Raw genomic sequence first — 20,070 nt, forward strand, 5'->3', positions numbered from 1 at the left:
TTGCGGTCGCGGGGCTCCGCCCCGGACCCCGCGCCTCAATCGCCGGCGGGGCTTGGATTGCCTCCGGCGGTGCTTTGGTTGCTTCCGGCGGGGCTTGAGTTGCTTCCGCTTGAAGGGGGCGCAGGCTCGTCGAGGGTCAGTGGGCTCGGGAAGGGCGGCGGCGCGTCGAAGAAGTCGTAGAGGGCGAACTCGTCGTCCTTCTGGGGCTCCGTTTTCCGGGGCTCCGTCGTTTTCGCCGGCTTCCCCTTCGGGGCCGGCTGCACCGCCGGTCCCGTTCCCGGTGTCGGCTCCGGCTCCGGCTCGGTGACGCGGTCGCCGCGGGTCCGCCACCACCACGCCGCCGACGCCACCGGCACCCCCACCGCGCAGACCCACGCCGCGGCCACCGCCCCGGTCAGCCATCCCACCGGCCCGAACTCCGCGAGCACCGAGCGGCCCAGGGCCCCACCGGCGGCCCCCGCCAGGCACCCCATCACCGCCCCGCACAGCGCGCCGGCCACGGCCACCCCGCCCGCGATCCGCCGCCAGCCCCAGTCCGCCCCTCCCGACAGCACGAACCCCGCCACGACCGCCCCCGCCACCACGGGAACCGCCCCCACGGCCCAGGTGAGCGGCGCCCCGTCCCCGGCCTTCGGCACCGCCACGAGCAGCGGGAACGCGGGCAGCATCGCCGCCCCCGAGCTCCCCAGCGGCCCCACGGTGTGCCCCACCCCGAGCACGACCCCGGGCCCGAGCGCGTACGCGGACCCCCAGATCGCGGCGTTCGGCACGAGCCCCGCGCACAGCAGCAGCACCGCGAGCCGCCCCGACCAGGCCCCCGTGAGCTGAAGGAACGACTCCCGCACCGCTTCCCCGTGCCACACGAGCATCCCTGCCACCAGCAGCGCCCCGCCCGCGACCAGCGCGAGCACCCCAGCCACCGCCGCCCGCACGGCGACCGGCGCCACCTCCCGTACGAACCCCTCCGGGACAAGACCCGCCAGCGGGGCCGGCAGCGGGCCGTACGGCCGTCCGTGCGCCGTCCACACCCCGAAGCCCGCCGCGGCGACGGCGAGCACGGCCAGATGCGCCACGCAGCTCACCCACGAGGGGCGCAGCTCGCCGCCCGCGCAGTAGTACGCCGCGGCGGCCGCCACCGAGAGATAGCCGAGCGCCACCCCGGCCCAGACACCCGCCACGGACTCGGACTCCTCCGCCGCGTCGCGGGCCGCCCGGTGCACCAGCCACGCGGGCATCGCGAGCAGCAGCAGAGGACTGACCCCCAGCGGAACGGGCACCCCGGACAGGGTGTCCGTTCTGATCACCTCGGCGCCGTGCGCCAGGAGCCACAGCGCGGCGGCGGTGTGCAGCGCGCCGCCGGACCCGCTGTCGGGGAACGGCGAGCTGATCCACAGCACCATCACGAGCACGGCGCACGCCCCGAGGCCGAGCCCCGCCGCGAGGGCCCCGCGCAGCGCTGCTCCGACGGGTCCGGGGGCCCGTTCCCGAAGCCGGGTCACGAGCAGGGGCAACGACAGTCCACGGCCGGTCATTTGGGTCACAGGGCCATGCTCCCAACGACACGCCCTTACCTCGCGCAACAGGCGAAGCCCGGATGTGTCGCACAAGATACGTTTATGTTCTTTTTCGCACGAAAGGGTGTGTGGAGTTCACGATGACGCAGGGCGCTGTCACCCCACTGCCGCCACCCAAGGAGCGCCGCAGGCTCCGCGAGGACGGCTCGCTCTCCCGTGACGAGGTCGCCGAGCGGATCGGCGTGACCCGTGAGACCGTCCGCCGCTGGGAGGCCGGACGCACCACTCCAAAGGGTCAGAAGCGGGAGGCGTACGCACGGCTCCTCGCGGAGCTGGCCGCCGCCGCGGAGCCGTCGGCAGCGACGACGGCCGCGCCGGCGACGGCGGGAGCGGCCCCGGCGGCCGCCACCGCGATACAAGAACCCGCGCCACAGGAACCCGCGCCGCCGACGGCCGGGGCCACCGCCGTGGCCGTGGCCGAGAAGGAGCCCGCCGCGCCGGAACCCGTCGCGGCTCCCTTCCGTGCCCGTACCGCCGCCGAGGCCTTCGACGCGCTCTACGCGCACGCCGCGCCGTTCCTCGTCCGGCAGACCTATCTGCTCACCGGACGCAGGATCCTCGCCCGCGAGGCCGTCGAGCGCGCCTTCCAGCAGGCCTGGCAGCGGTGGCCCGAGGTGGCGGTGGACCCGGATCCGGCGGGCTGGGTGCGGGCGGCGGCGTACGAGTACGCGATGTCGCCCTGGCACGGCCTGCGCCCCGGCAAGCAACGGCCGGAGGCGCCGCCCGCCACCCCGGAGGACCGCGAGCTGCTCGGCGCGCTCCTGGACCTGCCGCCCGTCTACCGGCGCACGCTGCTGCTGTACGACGGGGTGGGCCTGGACCTGCCGGAGACCGCGGCGGAGACGGAGGCCAGCACTCCGGCCGCCGCCAACCGCATCCTGCACGCCCGTGAGGCGGTCGCCCAGCGGCTGCCCGACCTTGCCGTCCCCGAGCAGCTGCACCAGCGGCTCGCGGAGCTGGCGGCCTCGGAACGCCTTGACGCGCCCGTGTCCACGGTGGTGCGCAGCGGCGGCGAGAAGCGCACGCGGTTCTGGACGCGGGCGGCCGTCGCGTTCACGGTCTTCATCATCGGCGCGACGGCGCTGACGGTGCGGGTGGCGCCCACCCACTACGAGCCGGTCCCGGCGCCGGGCTCCCCGATCGCGGGCGTGCCGCCGCTGACGGGTCCCGAACCGCTGACGCCCGCGGACCTGGAGCTGCGCAAGGAGCTGCGGGAGAAGCTGAGCGGAGGGCCCGAGCGGCTCGCGCCCAGCACCGAATAGCGCGCGTGGCGCGATGACAGTGGGCCCGCACCGTCACCGGTGCGGGCCCACTGCTGTGCGGAGTGCGGCTGGTTACGAGAGGATCTCGCGCGCCAGCTTCGCCGTCTCGGTCGGCGTCTTGCCGACCTTGACGCCGGCGGCCTCGAGGGCCTCCTTCTTCGCCTGCGCGGTGCCGGAGGAGCCGGAGACGATGGCGCCGGCGTGGCCCATGGTCTTGCCCTCGGGCGCCGTGAAGCCCGCGACGTAGCCGACGACCGGCTTCGTCACGTTGGCCTTGATGTAGTCGGCCGCGCGCTCCTCGGCGTCGCCGCCGATCTCACCGATCATGACGATCAGGTCGGTCTCGGGGTCGGCCTCGAACGCGGCGAGCGCGTCGATGTGCGTCGTGCCGATGACCGGGTCGCCACCGATGCCGACGGCGGACGAGAAGCCGATGTCACGGAGCTCGTACATCATCTGGTACGTCAGCGTGCCGGACTTCGAGACCAGGCCGATGCGGCCCGGCTTCGTGATGTCGCCCGGGATGATGCCGGCGTTCGACTGGCCCGGCGTGATGAGGCCGGGGCAGTTCGGGCCGATGATGCGGGTCTTGTCGCCCTTCGACTTCGCGTACGCGTAGAACGCGGCGGAGTCGTGGACGGCGATGCCCTCGGTGATGACGACGGCGAGGGGGATCTCGGCGTCGATGGCCTCGACCACGGCGGCCTTGGAGAAGGCCGGCGGGACGAAGAGCACGGACACGTTGGCGCCCGTCTTCTCCATCGCCTCGGCGACGGTCCCGAAGACCGGGATGTCGTTGCCGTCGATGTCGACCGACGTGCCCGCCTTGCGCGGGTTCACGCCACCGACGATGTTCGTGCCGTCGGCCAGCATGAGCTTGGTGTGCTTCATGCCCGTGGCACCGGTCATGCCCTGGACGATGACCTTGCTGTCCTTGTTGAGGAAGATAGCCATGGCTGTTTAGTCCCTCGTCCTTACTTCGCGGCCGCGAGCTCGGCGGCCTTGTCGGCCGCGCCGTCCATGGTGTCCACGCGCTGCACCAGCGGGTGGTTGGCGTCGGAGAGGATCTTGCGACCCAGCTCGGCGTTGTTGCCGTCGAGGCGGACGACGAGCGGCTTCTCGACCTTCTCGCCCTTCTCCTCGAGCAGGGCGAGCGCCTGGACGATGCCGTTGGCGACCTCGTCGCAGGCGGTGATGCCGCCGAAGACGTTGACGAAGACCGACTTGACGTCGGAGTCGCCGAGGATGATCTCCAGGCCGTTCGCCATCACCTGGGCGGACGCGCCGCCACCGATGTCGAGGAAGTTGGCCGGCTTCACGCCGCCGTGGTTCTCACCGGCGTACGCGACGACGTCGAGCGTCGACATGACCAGACCGGCACCGTTGCCGATGATGCCCACCTCGCCGTCGAGCTTGACGTAGTTGAGGTCCTTCTCCTTGGCAGCGGCCTCGAGCGGGTCGGCCGCGTCCTTGTCCTGAAGGGCCTCGTGGTCGGGGTGCCGGAAGCCGGCGTTCTCGTCCAGGGACACCTTGCCGTCGAGGGCGATGACCTTGCCGGAGGCGACCTTCGCGAGCGGGTTGACCTCGACGAGGAGGGCGTCCTCGTCGATGAAGGTCTTCCACAGCGTCTGGAGGATCTCGGCGACCTGGTCGGCGACCTCGGCCGGGAACTTGGCGTCCGTGACGATCTTGCGGGCGACCTCGGGGGTCACGCCCTCATTGGCGTCGATCGGCGTCTTGGCGACGGCCTCCGGACGGGTGGCCGCCACCTCCTCGATCTCCATGCCGCCCTCGACGGACGCGATGGAGAGGAAGGTGCGGTTGGTGCGGTCCAGGAGGAAGGAGACGTAGTACTCCTCCACGATCTCCGGAGCCGTCTCGGCCATCATCACCTTGTGGACCGTGTGGCCCTTGATGTCCATGCCGAGGATGTTGGTCGCGTGCTGCACGGCCTCGTCGGGGGTGGCGGCCAGCTTCACGCCGCCGGCCTTGCCGCGGCCGCCGACCTTCACCTGCGCCTTGACGACGGACTTGCCGCCAAGACGCTCGGTCGCCTCGCGGGCCGCCTCAGGCGTGTCGATGACTTCACCGGCCAGCACCGGTACACCGTGCTTGGCGAAGAGGTCCCTCGCCTGGTACTCGAACAGGTCCACGCGCGTCCGTCCCTATCAGTGATCTCGCGGTTCGTTATCTGCGTGGGCGTGCCGCGAGGGGCAACGTGACTCCGCTGTCACACGTGACGGGCGCCGTCGCCGGCACCGCTTGCTGTCACAAGGGAGGCGTACACGGTGACCGAGTACGCGGCATGTCCGTCTCGCAGGTTATCGCCGCTCAGCGACGGCTTCTAAATCGCAGATCACACCTGAGCGGTGATACCCATCACAGAGCGTCCCGTTTGTGGTGCTTTTTGCGGTGCTGCCGAAGGTCCCGGGGAATGAAAGCGGCCTCACCGGGCGGGGGTACGCCCGGTGAGGCCGCAGGTCAGCGGGTGGTCACGTCCCCAAGCGGACCACCCGCCGTCATGCCCGGAAAGCGACCCGGTCCGGCCGATGGCTTTCGGCCGTCCGGGCACCGTCGCGTCGGTCAGACGCCGGGCAGGTAGCTGGGCGCGACCGAGCCGGCGACGCCCTGCACGCCGGTGACGGCGTTGCCCGCGAGCGGCTGGGCGTCGGCGCGCACGGTGCCCGTCAGGTCCTGCGCGAACGGGGCGACCTCGTGGGTCACGCCGCCGGCCAGCGGGGCGACGTGGTCGCCGACCAGGGTCTGCGCGAAGGGGGCCACGTTGTCGCCCACGACGCCCTGCGCCAGCGGGGTGACGTCGCCGGTGACACCCTGCGCCAGGCCCTGCGCGCTGGTGCCGACGCCCTGCACGACGGGCTGCACGTGGTCCACGACGGTCTGCACCAGCGGCTGGACCGCGCCCACGACGCCGCCCGCGAACGGGGTGACGTCGTTGCCGACCACGCTCTGCGCGAAGGGGGCCACGTTGTCGCCCACGACGCCCTGCGCCAGCGGCTGGACCTGGCCGGTGACACCGGCGGCGAAGGGCGCGACGTTGTCGCCGACGACGGTCTGCGCGAACGGCGTCACGTCGCCGACCGCGCCGCCCGCGAGGGTGGTCACGTCGCCGACGGCCTGGCCCGCGACCGGGAGCACGCCCTGCACGGCGGTGTTCGCGACCGGCGGGAGCACGGCGTCGGCGGTCTCGCCGACGGCCGGGGCGGCGTTCGTGCGGACGTTGTCGACGGCGCCCTGGGCGGTGCCCTGCGCGTCGTTCTGCACGTAGGCGGGGGCCTGGGCGGCGGCCTGCGTCAGCTCCTGCTGGAGCTGCGGGGCGAACGCGTCGAGCGGGCCGAACAGGTAGTCGACGCCCTGCTGGGCGCGGCCCTGGGCGTCGGCGACGTGACCGGCGGCCTGGTCCTTCACACCGGCGACGTCGGAGACGTTCGGGGCCTGGACGTCCGGGGTCTGGACCTGCGGCGCCTGGACCTGGTGGGCGTTCGACCGGACCTGGGCCTTGGCCTGCTGGGTGGCGGCCTTGGCCTTGTTGGCGACCTTGGCGTGGCCGACCTGGTCGGTGACCTTGCCCGTGACCTGGTTGTCTGCGACGTCGCCCGCGACCTTGTCGGTCACCTGCGAGGTCGTGTTCTGCACGTCGGAGACGGTGTCCCCGGCGACGTCCGGCACGGACAGCGAGTGCGCGGGCAGCTCGTCGGCGCTGGCCACGGCGGAGCCGAGGGCCCAGGCACCGGAGACGCCGGCGGCTATGACGATGGAGCGGCGGATGTTCTTGTTCATGGGTACGTCAGTTCCTTCGAATTCCTGAATTCACTTCACGGCTGGGCAGACCTGTTCCGCCCCCGCGCGGCAGGTCACGAGCGGGGAACTGGCTGCCTAGCCGGGGAATTCAGGAACTTCGCGGAGCCGGTCGACCACCGGCGAGGTGCCCGCGGACGCCGTGACGCCGGACGCGAGCAGGGCGGGCACACGGCCGCCGAAGGCCGCCGCGTGCAGATCGCCGTGGCGCGTGGAACTGGAGTCGCCCGCGCTCGCGCCCGCCGACGGCACCCCGTCGGGACGCTGCGGCACGACGGGCCCCGCGGGCCGCGCCTCGGCCCGCGCTCCCGCCTCCGCCTGCGGTACGTCGTCGAACCGCTCGACGTCGTACGCCTGCGGGCTGCTCGCCGCGGCGTGGGAACGGTCCGCGGCCTGCGCGGCGGCGGGCCGCTCGCCGTGCCCCTGGTCCGCCGGGGCGTTCGCCCCGGGCGGCGTGGTGGCGGCGGGCAGCTCCGGCCGGAGCTCGGCCGGGTCCACGATGTCGACGAGTCCGCCGAGGCCGACGTCCGTCAGCCGCCCCGGCACCGCTTCGACGAGATCGGCGACGGCTCGCGTCGCCAACTCCTCGACCGGGCCGGTCAGCCGGTGCACGGTGGCACCGACCGGGGCGGTGAGGTACCGCACGGCGTCGACCGCGGCCCCCATGCGCACCCGTCCGTCACCGAGGGACGCGTCCCGGACGGATTCGAGGCGCTCCCGCAGGGATTCGGCGGACGCCGAGGCCTTGTGCCGCACGGCGTACACGGCGTGCGCGGCGTCCCGTGCGTCGGCCGGGTGCGGCGCCGGCTCGGCGGACCGAACCGACGCGGGGCCGGCCGCGCGCGCCGGGGCGTCGGCGGACGAGGGGGTGGTGGCGGGCGACGGGCCGGCGGCACGCGACGAGGTGTCGGCGGGCGGCGGGGTGGCGGCAGGCGTGGCCTGTCGCTCCGGCGTCGCGATGCGGTCCCGCGGGGGTGCGGGCGCCTGCTCGGGCCCGGACTCCGCGGGCGCCTTCGCGTCCATGTGCTCGGGCTCGGCGGCCGGTTCGGCGGGCCGGTCCGTGGCCGGATCGGCGGAAGCCGGTGCCTCGCGGGAACCCGCCTCGCGCAACTTTCGCGCCGAGTCGGCCACATGCTCCCGCACGGCCACGTGCCCCGAGCGGAGCGAATCGACGCCGGACGCGCCCGCGTCCGACAGGCCGTCCGCCTGCGCCCGGCCGCCGCACAGGATCCCGAGGACGAACAATCCGCCGAACAGCAGCGCCAGTTGCAGCGCACGCCGTCCTGCCGTCGCACGCACCAGGCGTGCGACGGGAGCGGGAAGTGCCATCGGGGAAGTCACGGTGGCCGAATCCTCGCATGGGGCGAGGGAGGCGGCGCAAGCCCCCTGTTCCCCCTGTTACCGATGGGTACTCATATCCGGTTCGCGGCGGGTGCACCCTTTTCCGATGCGGCGTCCGGTATCGGCAGGGGGCGCTTCTCGATGGCCGCCGCCATGACGTCGGGGAACAGGTCAGGGGTGCAGGCGAAGGCCGGTGCGCCCAGTCCGGCGAGCGCCGCCGCGTGCTCCCGGTCGTAGGCGGGCGCGCCCTCGTCCGAGAGCGCGAGCAGCGTCACGAACTGCACGCCGGACGCCTTCATCGCGGCGACCCGCTTCAGCATCTCGTTGCGGATGCCTCCTTCGTAGAGGTCGGAGATGAGGACGACGACGGTCTCCGCGGGCCGGGTGATCTGCGACTGGCAGTACGCGAGCGCCCGGTTGATGTCGGTGCCGCCGCCGAGCTGGGTGCCGAACAGGACGTCGACCGGGTCGTCCAGCTGGTCCGTCAGATCCACGACGGCCGTGTCGAAGACGACGAGGCGGGTCGCTATCGAGCGCATGGAGGCGAGCACCGCCCCGAAGACCGAGGCGTAGACGACGGACGCCGCCATCGAGCCCGACTGGTCGATGCAGAGGACGACCTCCTTCTTCACGGACTGCGCCGCGCGCCCGTACCCGATCAGCCGCTCCGGCACGATCGTGCGGTACTCGGGCAGGTAGTGCTTGAGGTTGGCCGCGATCGTGCGGTGCCAGTCGATGTCGTGGTGGCGCGGCCGCTGGATGCGGGCGCTGCGGTCGAGGGCGCCGGTGAGGGTGGCGCGGGTGCGCGTGGCGAGCTTCTTCTCGAGGTCCTCGACGACCTTGCGCACGACGGCGCGGGCCGTCTCCTTCGTCGTCTCGGGCATCGCCTTGTTGAGCGAGAGCAGCGTCCCGACCAGGTGCACGTCCGCGTCGACGGCCTCCAGCATCTCCGGTTCGAGCAGCATCGCGGAGAGCCCTAGCCGGTCGATGGCGTCCCGCTGCATGACCTGGACGACGGAGGACGGGAAGTAGGTCCGGATGTCGCCCAGCCAGCGGGCCACGGCCGGGGCGGACGCGCCGAGCCCGGCGCTGCGGCTGCCGCCACCCTGCTGCTTGCCGCCGCCCGCCCCGTACAGCGCCGCGAGGGCGCCGTCCATCGCCGCGTCCTGCCCCGCGAGCCCGCAACCGGTGCCGTCCGCGTCCGCCCCGCCGAGCACGAGCCGCCAACGACGCAACCGCTCGTCGGTGTCGGTGCGGGTCTCGGTGTTGGTCATGCCACCGCCCCTTCAAGGCTGTTGTCGTCCTCGCCCGCGCCCTCGCCGCTTCCGCCGCCCGCTCCCGCGTCCGCGTCCGCGTCCGCGCCGAGCAGCAGGCGCAATATCGGCAGCACCGCGTCCGCCCGCTCCGCGTCCAGGTCCTCGCCGAAGCCGGGCGGTCCACCGGCGACCGGGGACTGCCCTCCCCCGGTGGGCCCGCGCCGGACCAGTTCGCCCAAGGTGCGCCGCACGCCGGGCTCGTACGCCGAGAACGTCCGCCGCAGCAGCGGCAGTACGTCCGTGAACGCGTCGCCCGACACCCGCGTCAGCCACGCGTCGACCAGGCCCAGGAGCCGCTCGTCGTGCACCAGGAGCAGCCCGCCGCCCGAACCTCCGCCGACGAAGCCCTCGATCCACGCCGCCGCGTCGGCCGGCGCGGTGCCGGGCGAGAGGGCGAGGCTCATCAGCCGGGCCGCGTCGTCCTCGTCGAGCACGCCCTCGTCGAGCAGCACCCGCGCGCACCGCCCGCGGATCACCCCTGCCACACCGTCCCGCTCCGCGAGCACGCGCAGCACGCTCCGCCAGCGCTCGCGCACCCCGGCGTCCTCTAGGAGCGCGACGGCCGAGTGCACCGCGTCGACATGGCCGCGCATCTCCTCCGCCGCCTCCGCGTCGAGCCCCGCGCACGCGGGCGGGAGGCCGACGAAGACCCGCTCGGCGAGGCCCGCCGCCACATCGGCGAGAGCACCGGTGTCGGTGCCGCGCACATCGCCGTAGCGCAGGGCGCGGACCAGGGCGGGGAGCGCGCCCGCGAGGTGTCCGACGTCCGCGTCGAGAGCGGCGCGGTCGGCGAGGATGCGCATCACCGTCGGCAGCGCGTCCGACAGCCCGGCGAGCAGGCAGACCTCGGCGAGCGCGGTGACGTCGGCGAGCGGCCTCGCGGCGACCGCGTCCGTCTCCGCCTTCGCGGTCGCGGCGGCCAGCACGGTCGTCCCCCACACCCCCGCCTCCGCGACCCGCACGGACAGCTCCGGCTCCCAGCGCAGCCGCCACGACTCACGGAACGTGCCGGTGGTACCGCGCGCCGATCTCGCCGGCTCGCCCCAGGCGACGCCCAGGAGCCGCAGCCGGTGCAGCAGGCGGCTGCGCGCGGCGTCGGTGTCGCCCCGCAGGTCGAGGTCCAACTCCTTCTCCGCCGCGGCCGGTTTGAGCCGCAGGGAACGCTGCTGCCGCGTGAGGTCGCGCTGCAACGGCACCGCGGGCGCCGCCTCCGGCACCTCCCCCAGCACGTCCCCGACCACCAGCTTGTCGTGGATGAGCGCCAGCGGTACGTCCGAGCCCTCGCACAGCACGGCCCGCACCGCGTCGGTGGTCTCGGTGAGCCCCGCGAGCGGCCGCCCGCGCATCACGGCGAGGGTCTCCGCGAGCCGTACGGCCTCGATGACATGGGCGGAGGACACGATGCGGTCCTCCTCGCGCAGCAGCCCGGCGACCTTGGTCAGCCAGCGCTCCACGGGCCGGTCGGGCGCGCTGAACAGATGCCCGTACCAGCCGGGCGAGTCGATCCCCGCCCCGTAGCCGCTGGCGCGGGCCAGGCGCCGGTGCGTCCACGGCACCCACGTCATGTCGACCTTCGCCTTCGGCAGCCCCTTGAGCAGCGCGCGGTCGGCCGTGACCGTCGTCCTCTGCCGCAGCGCGGGCACGTGCCACGCCCCGCACACCACGGCCACGTCGTCCCCGAACTCGCGCTGCGCCGACCGTACTTGGAGCCGCATGTACGCCTCACGCACCAGGTCGCGCCCGTGCCCCCCGTCCCCGCACGTCTCCCGCAGCGCGCCCATCGCCTCACCCAGCGCGGCGAAGGCGTCGCCGTCCCGGTGCTCGACGACGTCCTCCCACCAGCGCTCGGCGTCGTCGTACCCGGCGGTCTCGGCGAGGACCCGCAGGGGGTCGACGCGCACGGAGTCCCCCTCCCCCGCCTCCCCTTCTTCCTGGTCGTCGCCCCTGTCCTCCTCCGCCCGCAGTGCCAGGCCGTGCGCGGCCGGCAGGTCGATGAAGCGGACCGGCACGTCGCGCGCCAACGCCCAGCGGATCGCGACCCATTCGGGCGAGAACTCGGCGAACGGCCAGAACGCCGACCTCCCCGGCTCGTCCACGACGTGCGCGAGCAGCGCGACCGGCGGCCGCATACCGGCCTCGGCGGCGAGCGGCACCAGCCCGTCGGCCTCCGGCGGCCCTTCGATCAGTACGATCCTCGGCTGCGCGGCATCGAGCGCGGTGCGCACGGCGCGTGCGGAGCCGGGCCCGTGGTGCCGCACGCCGAGCAGTGCGGGCCCCGCGGCCGGTGGGGCCGCTGCGGTCGATGTCGTCATGCGCTCACCTCTCGGCAGGCCCGGTAGAAGTCCTTCCAGCCGTCGCGCTCGCGCACCACGGCCTCCAGGTACTCCTGCCAGACGACGCGGTCCGCCGCCGGATCACGCACCACGGCGCCGAGGATTCCCGCGGCCACGTCCGAGGGGCGCAGCACGCCGTCCCCGAAGTGGGCGGACAGCGCCAGGCCGTTGGTGACGACGGAGATCGCCTCGGCGGTCGACAGCGTGCCACTCGGGGACTTGACCTTCGTGCGCCCGTCGGAGGTCACGCCGTCGCGCAGCTCGCGGAAGACGGTGACGACGCGGCGGATCTCGTCCATCCCGTCGGGCGCGCTGGGCAGCTCCAGGGCGCGGCCGACCTGGTCGACCCGCCGCGAGACGATGTCGACCTCGTCCTCCACGCTCGCGGGCAGCGGCAGCACGACCGTGTTGAACCGGCGCCGCAGCGCGCTCGACAGATCGTTCACCCCGCGGTCGCGGTCATTGGCCGTGGCGATGAGGTTGAAGCCGCGCACGGCCTGCGTCTCCTGCCCCAACTCCGGTATCGGCAGGGTCTTCTCGGACAGGATCGTGATCAGCGTGTCCTGCACATCGGCCGGGATGCGCGTCAGCTCCTCGACGCGCGCGGTCATCCCCTCCGCCATCGCCCGCATGACGGGGCTCGGCACGAGGGCGTCCCTGCTCGGGCCGTTGGCCAGCAGCTGCGCGTAGTTCCAGCCGTAGCGGATGGCCTCCTCCGGCGTCCCCGCCGTGCCCTGCACCAGCAGCGTCGAGTCCCCGCTCACGGCGGCCGCGAGATGCTCGGACACCCAGGTCTTGGCGGTGCCGGGCACGCCGAGCAGGAGCAGTGCCCGGTCGGTCGCCAGCGTCGTCACGGCGACCTCGACGATGCGGCGCGGGCCCACGTACTTCGGCGAGATCACCGTGCCGTCGGGCAGCGTGCCGCCGAGCAGATACGTCGCGACGGCCCACGGCGACAGGCGCCAGCGGGCCGGCCGCGGCCGGTCGTCCTGGGCGGCGAGCGCCGCGAGTTCCTCCGCGAACGCGTCCTCGGCGTGCGGCCGCAGCGCCTCGTCCCCGACCTGGCTCCCACCCTGACTCCCGGCCCGGTTCTCGGTCTGGCTCTCGACGGAAATGGTCATGGCTGTCCCCCTCCAACTCGCCCAACTCGAACCATCACGACGAGCTCTCGACCGCCCTCGTCGCGTGATGGGTTCCACGGTGCACCACGCCACTGACAATCGACCTCGGCGCCAACGTCCGCGCAGGTCAGGGCAGTTGTCGGGACGATTGTCAGTGGCGGGATCTACCGTCGAGGACATGAATCAGCTGGGGGTGCGCTGGACGACGGATCAGGTGCTCGCACTGGCGCCTGACGCCGCGTCACGCAAGGCGGGAAGCAAGCTCGGGGGCCCGGGCCCGTGGTCGGGGACCGGAAGTTCCGCGGGCGCGGAGGATTCGGACGAGGGGGCGGTATGGGGACTGTGCAAGGGGAGCGGCAGCAAGCCGTACCAGACGATCGTGGACATCGGCGCGGGCGCCGCGGGGGCGAGCGGGCCCGGGTACAAGTGCAGTTGCCCGAGCCGCAAGTTTCCGTGCAAGCACGCGCTCGGGCTCTTGCTGCTCTGGGCGGGCGGCGACGCGCAGGTGCCGGAGGGCCAGTCGCCGCCGGAGTGGGCCGAGCCCTGGCTGGCGGGGCGGCGCAAGCGGTCCGAGTCCCAGCAGACCGCCGCGCCGGCGGGCGGCTCGGGCGGCGCCCCGGCGGATCCGGAGGCGGCCCGGCGCAGAGCCGAGCGCCGCGCCCAGCGGATCACGGCGGGCGCGACAGAGCTGGAGCAGCGCCTCACCGATCTGCTGCGGGGCGGCCTCGCGCAGGCGGAGCAGTCGGGCTACGGGCTGTGGGAGGAGACGGCGGCGCGGATGGTCGACGCCCAGGCACCCGGACTCGCCGCGCGCGTGCGGGAGTTGGGGGCGATCCCGGCGTCCGGGCCCGGCTGGCCGGTGCGGCTGCTCGAGGCGTGCGCGCTGCTCCACCTCCTCGACCAGGGCTGGCTGCGCCGCGACGCCCTGCCCGATGACCTGGCGGCGACGGTCCGCTCGCGTGTGGGCCTCCCCTCACCGGACAGGGAGCCACCGCTGCGCGACCGCTGGCTGGTCCTCTCCCAGTACGACACGGCGGACGGCCACCTCACCACACGCCGGATCTGGCTGCACGGCACGCGGAGCGAGCGCTCCGTCCTGCTCCTGTCGTACGGGGCGGCCGGCCGCGCCCCGGCGCTCGCCCTGCCGACCGGGCGGCTGCTCGACGCCGAGGTCTTGGCGTATCCGGGCGCGGGGACGCTCCGGGCGGAGCTGGGCGAGCAGTTCGGTTCGGCGGAGCCGGACGGCATACGCCCCAAGGGAGTCGACGTCACGGCCGCTCTCGCCGCCTACGGAGCGGCGCTCACGGCCGACCCCTGGCTGGAGTCCTGGCCGGTGACGCTCGCGGAGGTCATACCGACCCGGGACCCGGACGGCCACTGGCAACTGGCGGACGCCGAAGGCAAGTCGGCGCTCCCCCTCACCGCCCACGCGGCGGCGTCCCCCGGCCTGTGGCGCCTGGTCGCCGTCTCCGGGGGCGCCCCGGTGACGGTGTTCGGGGAGTGCGGCCCAACGGGCTTCCGCCCTCTGGCCACTTGGCCGACAGAACGAACCGATCCCGTCCCCCTCCACTGACACCAGGCCCAGCGAACAACTCAAGCCCCACCTACGACCGAGACACAGCCCCAAACCAAACCCCGCCGACGACCGAATCCCCACCGACGACCGAGACACGACGTCCCAAACCCAGCCCCACCGACGACCGAGGCACGGAGGCCCAAATCAAGCCCCACCGACGACCGAGGCACGGAGGCCCAGATCAAGCCCCGCCGGCGATTGAGGCGCGGGGTCCGGGGCAGAGCCCCGCGGCCGCAACGCCGGTACCGGCGCACAACCCCCGACCAACAGACACCGCGCGCACCACGGAGAGGACCATGACAACGACCACCACCTGGGACGACCTGGTCAGCGCCGCCCTGCTCGGAACCGAACGCCGCTCGGACCGTCCACCGCTCGCCCTCCTCGACGAGGCCGCCGTGCACACCGTGCGCCGCCGGGCCGGCCTCCGTCCCGCCGCGGCGACCGCCCCGCCGGACCGCGCAGAGGACGACCCGCGCCCACCACTGCCGGCCGCCGCGCGCCGGCGCCTCACGCTGCTGCTCACCGACCGCTCCGTCGGCACGGGGTCGCGCCGCGGCACCGCCCCCGACCTCCTCGAACTGCTCCCGCAGTGGCTTGCCACGGCCAACGCGCACGGGTACGCGCCCCCGCCGGAGCTGCTGCCCGCACTGCTCGACGCGGCACGCGGCCGCACCGATCTGCGCCCGTCGGCCCTCGCGTTCGCGGGTCCGCGCGCCCGCTGGCTGGCCCGGCTCAACCCGGACTGGAAGTTCGCGCTGCGTGCGGCGCCGGGCGTCGGCACCGTACTTCCGGCGCCGGAGGACGACGAGCAGGTTCGGCTGCGGTGGGAGGAGGGCCTGTTCGCGGAGCGGGTGGCGCTGCTCGCCGCCGTACGGGCGCACGACCCGGACGCGGCCCGGGCGCTCCTGGCCGGGACCTGGGGCACGGAGCGCGCCGAGGACCGCCTGATGTTCCTCGACTCGCTGCGCACGGGGCTCGCCGACGCGGACGAGCCGTTCCTGGAGCAGGCGCTGACCGACCGCAGCAAGAACGTGCGGGCGACGGCGGCCGAGCTGCTCTCCGCGCTCCCCCGTTCGGCGCTCGCCGCGCGGATGGCGGACCGGGCGCTGACCTGTGTGGCGCTCGACCGTGCGGAGGGCGTGATCGTCGTGGAGGCGCCGCACGAGTGCGACCCGGGGATGGAGCGGGACGGTGTCGTGGCGAAGCCACCCGCGGGGCGTGGTGAACGGGCGTGGTGGTTCGGCCAGTTGGTGGAGGCGGCGCCGCTCGGCCGGTGGCCGGACCGGTTCGGCGGCCGGGGCCCCGAGGAGATCGTGGCGCTGCCGGTCGCCGACGACTGGCGCGGGGAACTGCACGCGGCGTGGTGCCGGGCGGCGGTCCGGCAGCGGGACATCGCCTGGTCCCGGGCGCTGCTCGGGGCGCCGACGGCGTCGGACGCGGCCGGGCCCGGGGCGGTGTCGCTCGCCGAGCGGGCGAAGCTGCTCGCGGCACTGCCGGGGGCGGAACGGGCGGAGTGGGTGGCGCAGTTCATCGCGGCGCACGGGCTGTCCGAGGCGTTCCAGCTGCTGGGAGTGTGCGGCACGCCGTGGGCGCGGCCACTGGGCCGGTCCGTGGTCGACGCGCTGAACATCGCGCGGGACGCGGGGAGTTACCCGTGGAGCTTCAGCGGCGTGATGGGGCTCGCGGAGCGCTGCCTTGACCCCGAGGAAGTGGTGCGGCTGGACGGGCTCACGGCGGCCGTGGAGGAACCGGAGGGCTCGGCGCCCGGGGCCGGGGGGTACTGGACGGAAGCGTTCCAACGCCTCGCCGGCACGTTGCGGCTGCGCCGGGCCATGCGCGACGAACTGGCTCCGCCGTGACCCGGCCCCGTGGCCTCGCCCCGCATCCCCGTTGCCTGCGTTGCGCCGCACCGTGGGCGAGGTCGCGGGGCTCCGCCCCGGACCCCGCGCCTCAATCGCCGGCGGGGCTTGGTTTGCAGGAAGCGACCCGGTCAGCCGCCGGACGCCGCCGGTTCGCGGACGTTGGCGCGGACCCAGTCGACGATGGAGGCCGTCGTGGCGCCCGGGGTGAAGATCTCCGCGACGCCCTTCTCCTTCAGCGGCGCGATGTCCCCCTCGGGGATGATGCCGCCGCCGAAGACCTTGATGTCCGCGGCGTCGCGCTCGGCGAGGAGCTCGATGACGCGGGCGAAGAGCGTGTTGTGCGCGCCGGAGAGGATGGACAGACCGATCGCGTCGGCGTCCTCCTGGATGGCGGTGTCCACGACCTGCTCGGGCGTCTGGTGCAGGCCCGTGTAGATGACCTCCATCCCGGCGTCGCGCAGCGCCCGCGCGATCACTTTGGCCCCGCGATCGTGGCCGTCGAGTCCCGGCTTCGCGACGACCACGCGGATCGGCCCGGCTGCCACACCCATCACTGCCTCCCTGAAACGACTGCTCAAGCAAAAGTTGAAGCGATTGTTCAAAAGACTGATGCCCGAAGTGAACGAACGTTATCGACAGCATCCCGCAAGCCGCCGTTTCACGGTGCGGACCGAGGGGGAAATCACACGGTGGGACACATTCGCTGCGCGCCGCGACTGCCACAGGCGGGTCTCACCGCCACATCCGGGACAGGCGCGAGGGAGCCGCTTCGAGGTCGCCGCGCCACCGCGCCGACAGCCGCACGGCACGGTGGCACGGTACTTCTGGCTGCCGTTCGGCCCGATGAGTCGGCGCATCGGGCACGGCCGGCGCCGCCAGGCCGCTTCGGCCGGCTCTCATGAGCGCACACGGGGGACAGAGGCGTCCTCCCGTGTGCCGACGGGAGGTTGACCGATGAAGGTCACGAGGACCTTGCCCTTTCGCCCCCTCTGCCACCTGCTGCCCACGAGACTGGCCGGTCTCTCGATCGCGCTCCTGAAGGCGACCGCCCTTGAGCTGGCGATCCTCGCGGGCCATCTGCTCCTCTATCCCTCGGGCATCCTCCCTGAACGAAGGCAGCCCCTCGCGCTGCCCCGCCATCCCTCGACCTGCGTCCCGGTGACCGTGGAGGACGTAGCGGCGGAGGTCGCGGACATGGAAGACACAGAAGCCGCGGACGACGCGGACGACGCGGACGACGCGGAATCCCGCACGGCGGACGCGTCGCGCCTGCCCACCCCCGCCAAGCCCCCGGTCCTCCTCCTGCACGGTTTCATCGACAACCGCTCGGTCTTCGTCCTGCTGCGCCGCTCCCTCGCGCAGCACGGCAGGCAGCATGTCGAATCGCTCAACTACTCCCCTCTCACCTGCGACATCCGTGCCGCGGCCGCGCTGCTCGCGCGGCACGTGGAGGAGATATGCGAGCGGTCGGGCCGGGACCGGGTCGACATCGTGGGGCACAGCCTGGGCGGCCTCATAGCCCGTTATTACGTGCAGCGTCTCGGCGGCGACACGCGGGTGCGCACGCTCGTGACGCTCGGGACCCCGCACGGTGGCACGCGGGTGGCGCCGCTCGCGGACGCGCACCCGATCGTCCGGCAGATGCGGCCCGGCTCCTCGGTCGTCGAGGAGCTGAAGCGGCCGGCGCCGGGTTGTCGTACGCGCTTCGTGAGCTTCTGGAGCGACCTCGACCAACTGATGCTGCCGCTCGAGACGGCGTGCGTGGACCACGCGGACCTGCTCGCGCAGAACGTGCGGGTCACGGGCATCGGCCACCTCGCGCTGCCGGTGCACCCCGCCGTCGCGACCGGTATCCGCCAGGCCCTCGACGCCGAGCCGACGGAAGGAGCCCGCGCCGCCGACAAGACCGGCGGCGGACTGACGGTCGCCTGACCACCGGATCGACGCCCGCACCCGCCCGGAACCGGCCCTTCGCGGCCAGCTCGTCGAACGGGTCTCGAACTCAGGGCCAAGGAACTGTCCACAGTCCACCCAAAGGCGGCTGATTGCCCGTTTCCCCGGGCCCGGAAACCCGACGAAGATTGTCGTGCCCTCGTACCGACGGGTACAGTCACCGCACTGCTCTGGCAGCCCTGTTGTCGAGGCGAAAGAGAAGTTGGTGAACGACCGCAATCCGTCGGGGACCGCGCCTTACGCGGCGTACGACGGTCACTCCGCGACCAGCTTCGCAAGCGACCCGCTCTTCGGTGACATGGCAGAGGACCCCTACGAACCGGGTTCCCACGCGACCGGCCAGTGGCACACGGCCCCCCAGCAGCAGTACGCCGACCCCTACGCCTCCTCGTACTACGACACCGGCACGTACGACGTCGGCGCGTTCGGCGCCGGTTCCTACGACACCGGGTCCTACGACACGACCGGCGCCTGGGCGACCGGCGCGTACGGGCAGTCCGCCGACATCCCGGCGCAGCAGCCCCGGACGATGGCCGAGCAGCACACCACGGGTCAGTGGGACACCTCGGCGTACGAGACGCAGATGTACGCGGCTCAACACCCCGACACGCAGACCTTCGAGGCCCAGTCCTACGGGACGCAGGCCTTCGAGACCCAGACCTTCGACGCGCAGCCGCATACGCAGTCGTTCGAGACGCAGAGCTTCGAGGCCCAGTCCTTCGAGACCCAGAGCCTTGAGTTCCAGGGGTTCGAGGCGCAGCACTTCGAAGCGCAGGGCTTTGAAACCCAGACCTTCGACGCGCACGACATGCCCGGCGCGCACGACACTCTCGGCGCGCACGATGCGCACGACACCCAGGGCTTCACCCACACCTTCCAGGCCCCGGTCTTCGGCGCGACCCCGTACGACACCGGCGCGTACGACGCCACGCAGTGGAACGCCACCGAAGCCGTCGGCACCGCGGAGACCGAGCCCGAGCCGGTCGCGGAGCCGATCGCGGGACCGGACCCCGAGAAGGCCACCGAGGCGGACCACGCGCACGGCCCCGTCCTCGACCTCGACTCCTCCCCCGAGCCCGAGTCCGCCCCCGCGGCCCCGAAGCCCACGACGCGCCGCGCTGGGAAGAACGTCTCCCGTGGCCGCGCCGGCCGCCGCCGTCCCGCCAAGCGGTCGGCGCTCGTCACGGTCGTCGTGCCGTCCGTCTGTGTGGTCGGAGTCGCCGGGATCGCCGCGGCGAGCGTCGGTGGCGGCGGCGAGGACGACGGCAAGGAGACGCAGGCCGCGGCCGCTTCGGAGGCGCAGGCCGTGAAGCCGGCCGTCGCCAACAACAAGCTGGACTCCCAGCTGAAGGACCTGTCCGCCGACGCGGGCGACTTCGCCGACCGGGCGAGCCGTACGCAGGAGCGGATCGACCTGAAGGCCAAGCAGGAGGCGGCCCGGAAGCAGGCCGCCGAGGAGGCCGCGCGCAAGGAGGCGGCGCGGCCCAAGTTCGTGCTGCCGGTGAAGCAGCACGGGCTGAGCGCCTTCTTCGGGCAGGCCGGCGTCAACTGGATGTCCCAGCACTCCGGCATCGACTTCCCCGTCTCGTACGGGACTCCGGTGATGGCCGCGACGGACGGCACCGTGAAGACGCAGTGGAACAGCGCGTACGGGAACATGGCCATAGTCACCGCCAAGGACGGCACGGAGACCTGGTACTGCCACCTGTCCTCGCACACCGTGATGAACGGTCCGGTGAAGGCCGGTGACGTGATCGCGCGGTCCGGGAACTCCGGCAACTCGACGGGCCCGCACCTGCACTTCGAGGTGCATCCCGGCGGCAACGCGGCGATCGACCCGCTGCCCTGGCTGCGCAGCCACGGCCTCAACCCGAACTGAGCCGCCCCTCTCGGGACAGCTCGTCCCGGACCGA

Annotated in this window: 14 protein-coding genes; 5 read left to right on the forward strand and 9 right to left on the reverse strand. The window is 73.4% G+C overall.

Annotation, left to right across the window (positions count from 1 at the left end; genetic code table 11):
* Positions 1 to 35: 35 nt before the first annotated feature.
* Positions 36 to 1,532: a cell division protein PerM gene (locus ACNYS0_RS16825; protein WP_422482681.1), complete on the reverse strand. Its 1,497-nt coding sequence runs from the start codon at positions 1,530 to 1,532 to the stop codon at positions 36 to 38.
* 122 nt (positions 1,533 to 1,654) lie between these two features.
* On the opposite strand from ACNYS0_RS16825, the gene ACNYS0_RS16830 reads away from it, so the two are divergent.
* Positions 1,655 to 2,836 carry a helix-turn-helix domain-containing protein gene (locus ACNYS0_RS16830; RefSeq protein ID WP_422474558.1) on the forward strand — a complete coding sequence of 394 codons (1,182 nt, stop codon included), beginning with the start codon at positions 1,655 to 1,657 and terminating at the stop codon, positions 2,834 to 2,836.
* Positions 2,837 to 2,908: 72 nt separating this feature from the next.
* Here ACNYS0_RS16830 and sucD read toward each other — a convergent pair whose 3' ends face one another.
* The 7 genes from sucD to ACNYS0_RS16865 form a co-directional block, all read right to left on the reverse strand.
* A complete protein-coding gene (sucD, locus tag ACNYS0_RS16835) occupies positions 2,909 to 3,790 on the reverse strand; it encodes a succinate--CoA ligase subunit alpha (RefSeq protein ID WP_403852361.1) in 882 nt (293 codons plus the stop codon).
* A 20-nt stretch (positions 3,791 to 3,810) separates the two neighbouring features.
* Positions 3,811 to 4,989: an ADP-forming succinate--CoA ligase subunit beta gene (sucC, locus tag ACNYS0_RS16840; RefSeq protein ID WP_385756025.1), complete on the reverse strand. Its 1,179-nt coding sequence runs from the start codon at positions 4,987 to 4,989 to the stop codon at positions 3,811 to 3,813.
* A 430-nt stretch (positions 4,990 to 5,419) separates the two neighbouring features.
* Complete coding sequence (locus ACNYS0_RS16845) at positions 5,420 to 6,634, reverse strand: hypothetical protein (RefSeq protein ID WP_422474560.1); 1,215 nt, start codon at positions 6,632 to 6,634, stop codon at positions 5,420 to 5,422.
* Positions 6,635 to 6,730: 96 nt separating this feature from the next.
* Positions 6,731 to 7,981 (reverse strand): hypothetical protein, encoded by a 1,251-nt coding sequence (locus ACNYS0_RS16850; protein ID WP_422474562.1) that lies wholly within the window; start codon positions 7,979 to 7,981, stop codon positions 6,731 to 6,733.
* Positions 7,982 to 8,064: 83 nt separating this feature from the next.
* Positions 8,065 to 9,267 (reverse strand): VWA domain-containing protein, encoded by a 1,203-nt coding sequence (locus ACNYS0_RS16855; RefSeq protein WP_422474564.1) that lies wholly within the window; start codon positions 9,265 to 9,267, stop codon positions 8,065 to 8,067.
* A complete protein-coding gene (locus tag ACNYS0_RS16860) occupies positions 9,264 to 11,621 on the reverse strand; it encodes a DUF5682 family protein (protein ID WP_422474566.1) in 2,358 nt (785 codons plus the stop codon). The genes ACNYS0_RS16855 and ACNYS0_RS16860 overlap by 4 nt, the downstream gene beginning before the upstream one ends.
* The gene (locus ACNYS0_RS16865; protein ID WP_422474568.1) at positions 11,618 to 12,763 is read right to left on the reverse strand and encodes an ATP-binding protein; all 1,146 of its coding nucleotides are present in this window, start codon (positions 12,761 to 12,763) and stop codon (positions 11,618 to 11,620) included. The genes ACNYS0_RS16860 and ACNYS0_RS16865 overlap by 4 nt, the downstream gene beginning before the upstream one ends.
* Before the next feature lie 178 nt (positions 12,764 to 12,941).
* On the opposite strand from ACNYS0_RS16865, the gene ACNYS0_RS16870 reads away from it, so the two are divergent.
* Positions 12,942 to 14,336: an SWIM zinc finger family protein gene (locus ACNYS0_RS16870; RefSeq protein ID WP_422474570.1), complete on the forward strand. Its 1,395-nt coding sequence runs from the start codon at positions 12,942 to 12,944 to the stop codon at positions 14,334 to 14,336.
* 299 nt (positions 14,337 to 14,635) lie between these two features.
* Positions 14,636 to 16,201, forward strand: coding sequence for a DUF5691 domain-containing protein (locus ACNYS0_RS16875; RefSeq protein WP_422474572.1), 1,566 nt, complete (start codon positions 14,636 to 14,638; stop codon positions 16,199 to 16,201).
* A 131-nt stretch (positions 16,202 to 16,332) separates the two neighbouring features.
* On the opposite strand, the gene ACNYS0_RS16880 is transcribed toward ACNYS0_RS16875, so the two are convergent.
* Positions 16,333 to 16,755, reverse strand: a complete 423-nt coding sequence (locus ACNYS0_RS16880; RefSeq protein WP_385756011.1) for a coenzyme B12-dependent isobutyryl CoA mutase small subunit — start codon at positions 16,753 to 16,755, stop codon at positions 16,333 to 16,335.
* 403 nt (positions 16,756 to 17,158) lie between these two features.
* Between ACNYS0_RS16880 and ACNYS0_RS16885 the strand changes: the two genes are divergently transcribed.
* The gene (locus ACNYS0_RS16885; RefSeq protein ID WP_422474574.1) at positions 17,159 to 18,136 is read left to right on the forward strand and encodes a lipase family alpha/beta hydrolase; all 978 of its coding nucleotides are present in this window, start codon (positions 17,159 to 17,161) and stop codon (positions 18,134 to 18,136) included.
* 226 nt (positions 18,137 to 18,362) lie between these two features.
* Positions 18,363 to 20,036, forward strand: coding sequence for a peptidoglycan DD-metalloendopeptidase family protein (locus ACNYS0_RS16890; RefSeq protein ID WP_422474576.1), 1,674 nt, complete (start codon positions 18,363 to 18,365; stop codon positions 20,034 to 20,036).
* Positions 20,037 to 20,070: the final 34 nt, after the last annotated feature.

Source organism: Streptomyces anthophorae (genome assembly GCF_049310305.1).
Taxonomy (GTDB): domain Bacteria; phylum Actinomycetota; class Actinomycetes; order Streptomycetales; family Streptomycetaceae; genus Streptomyces.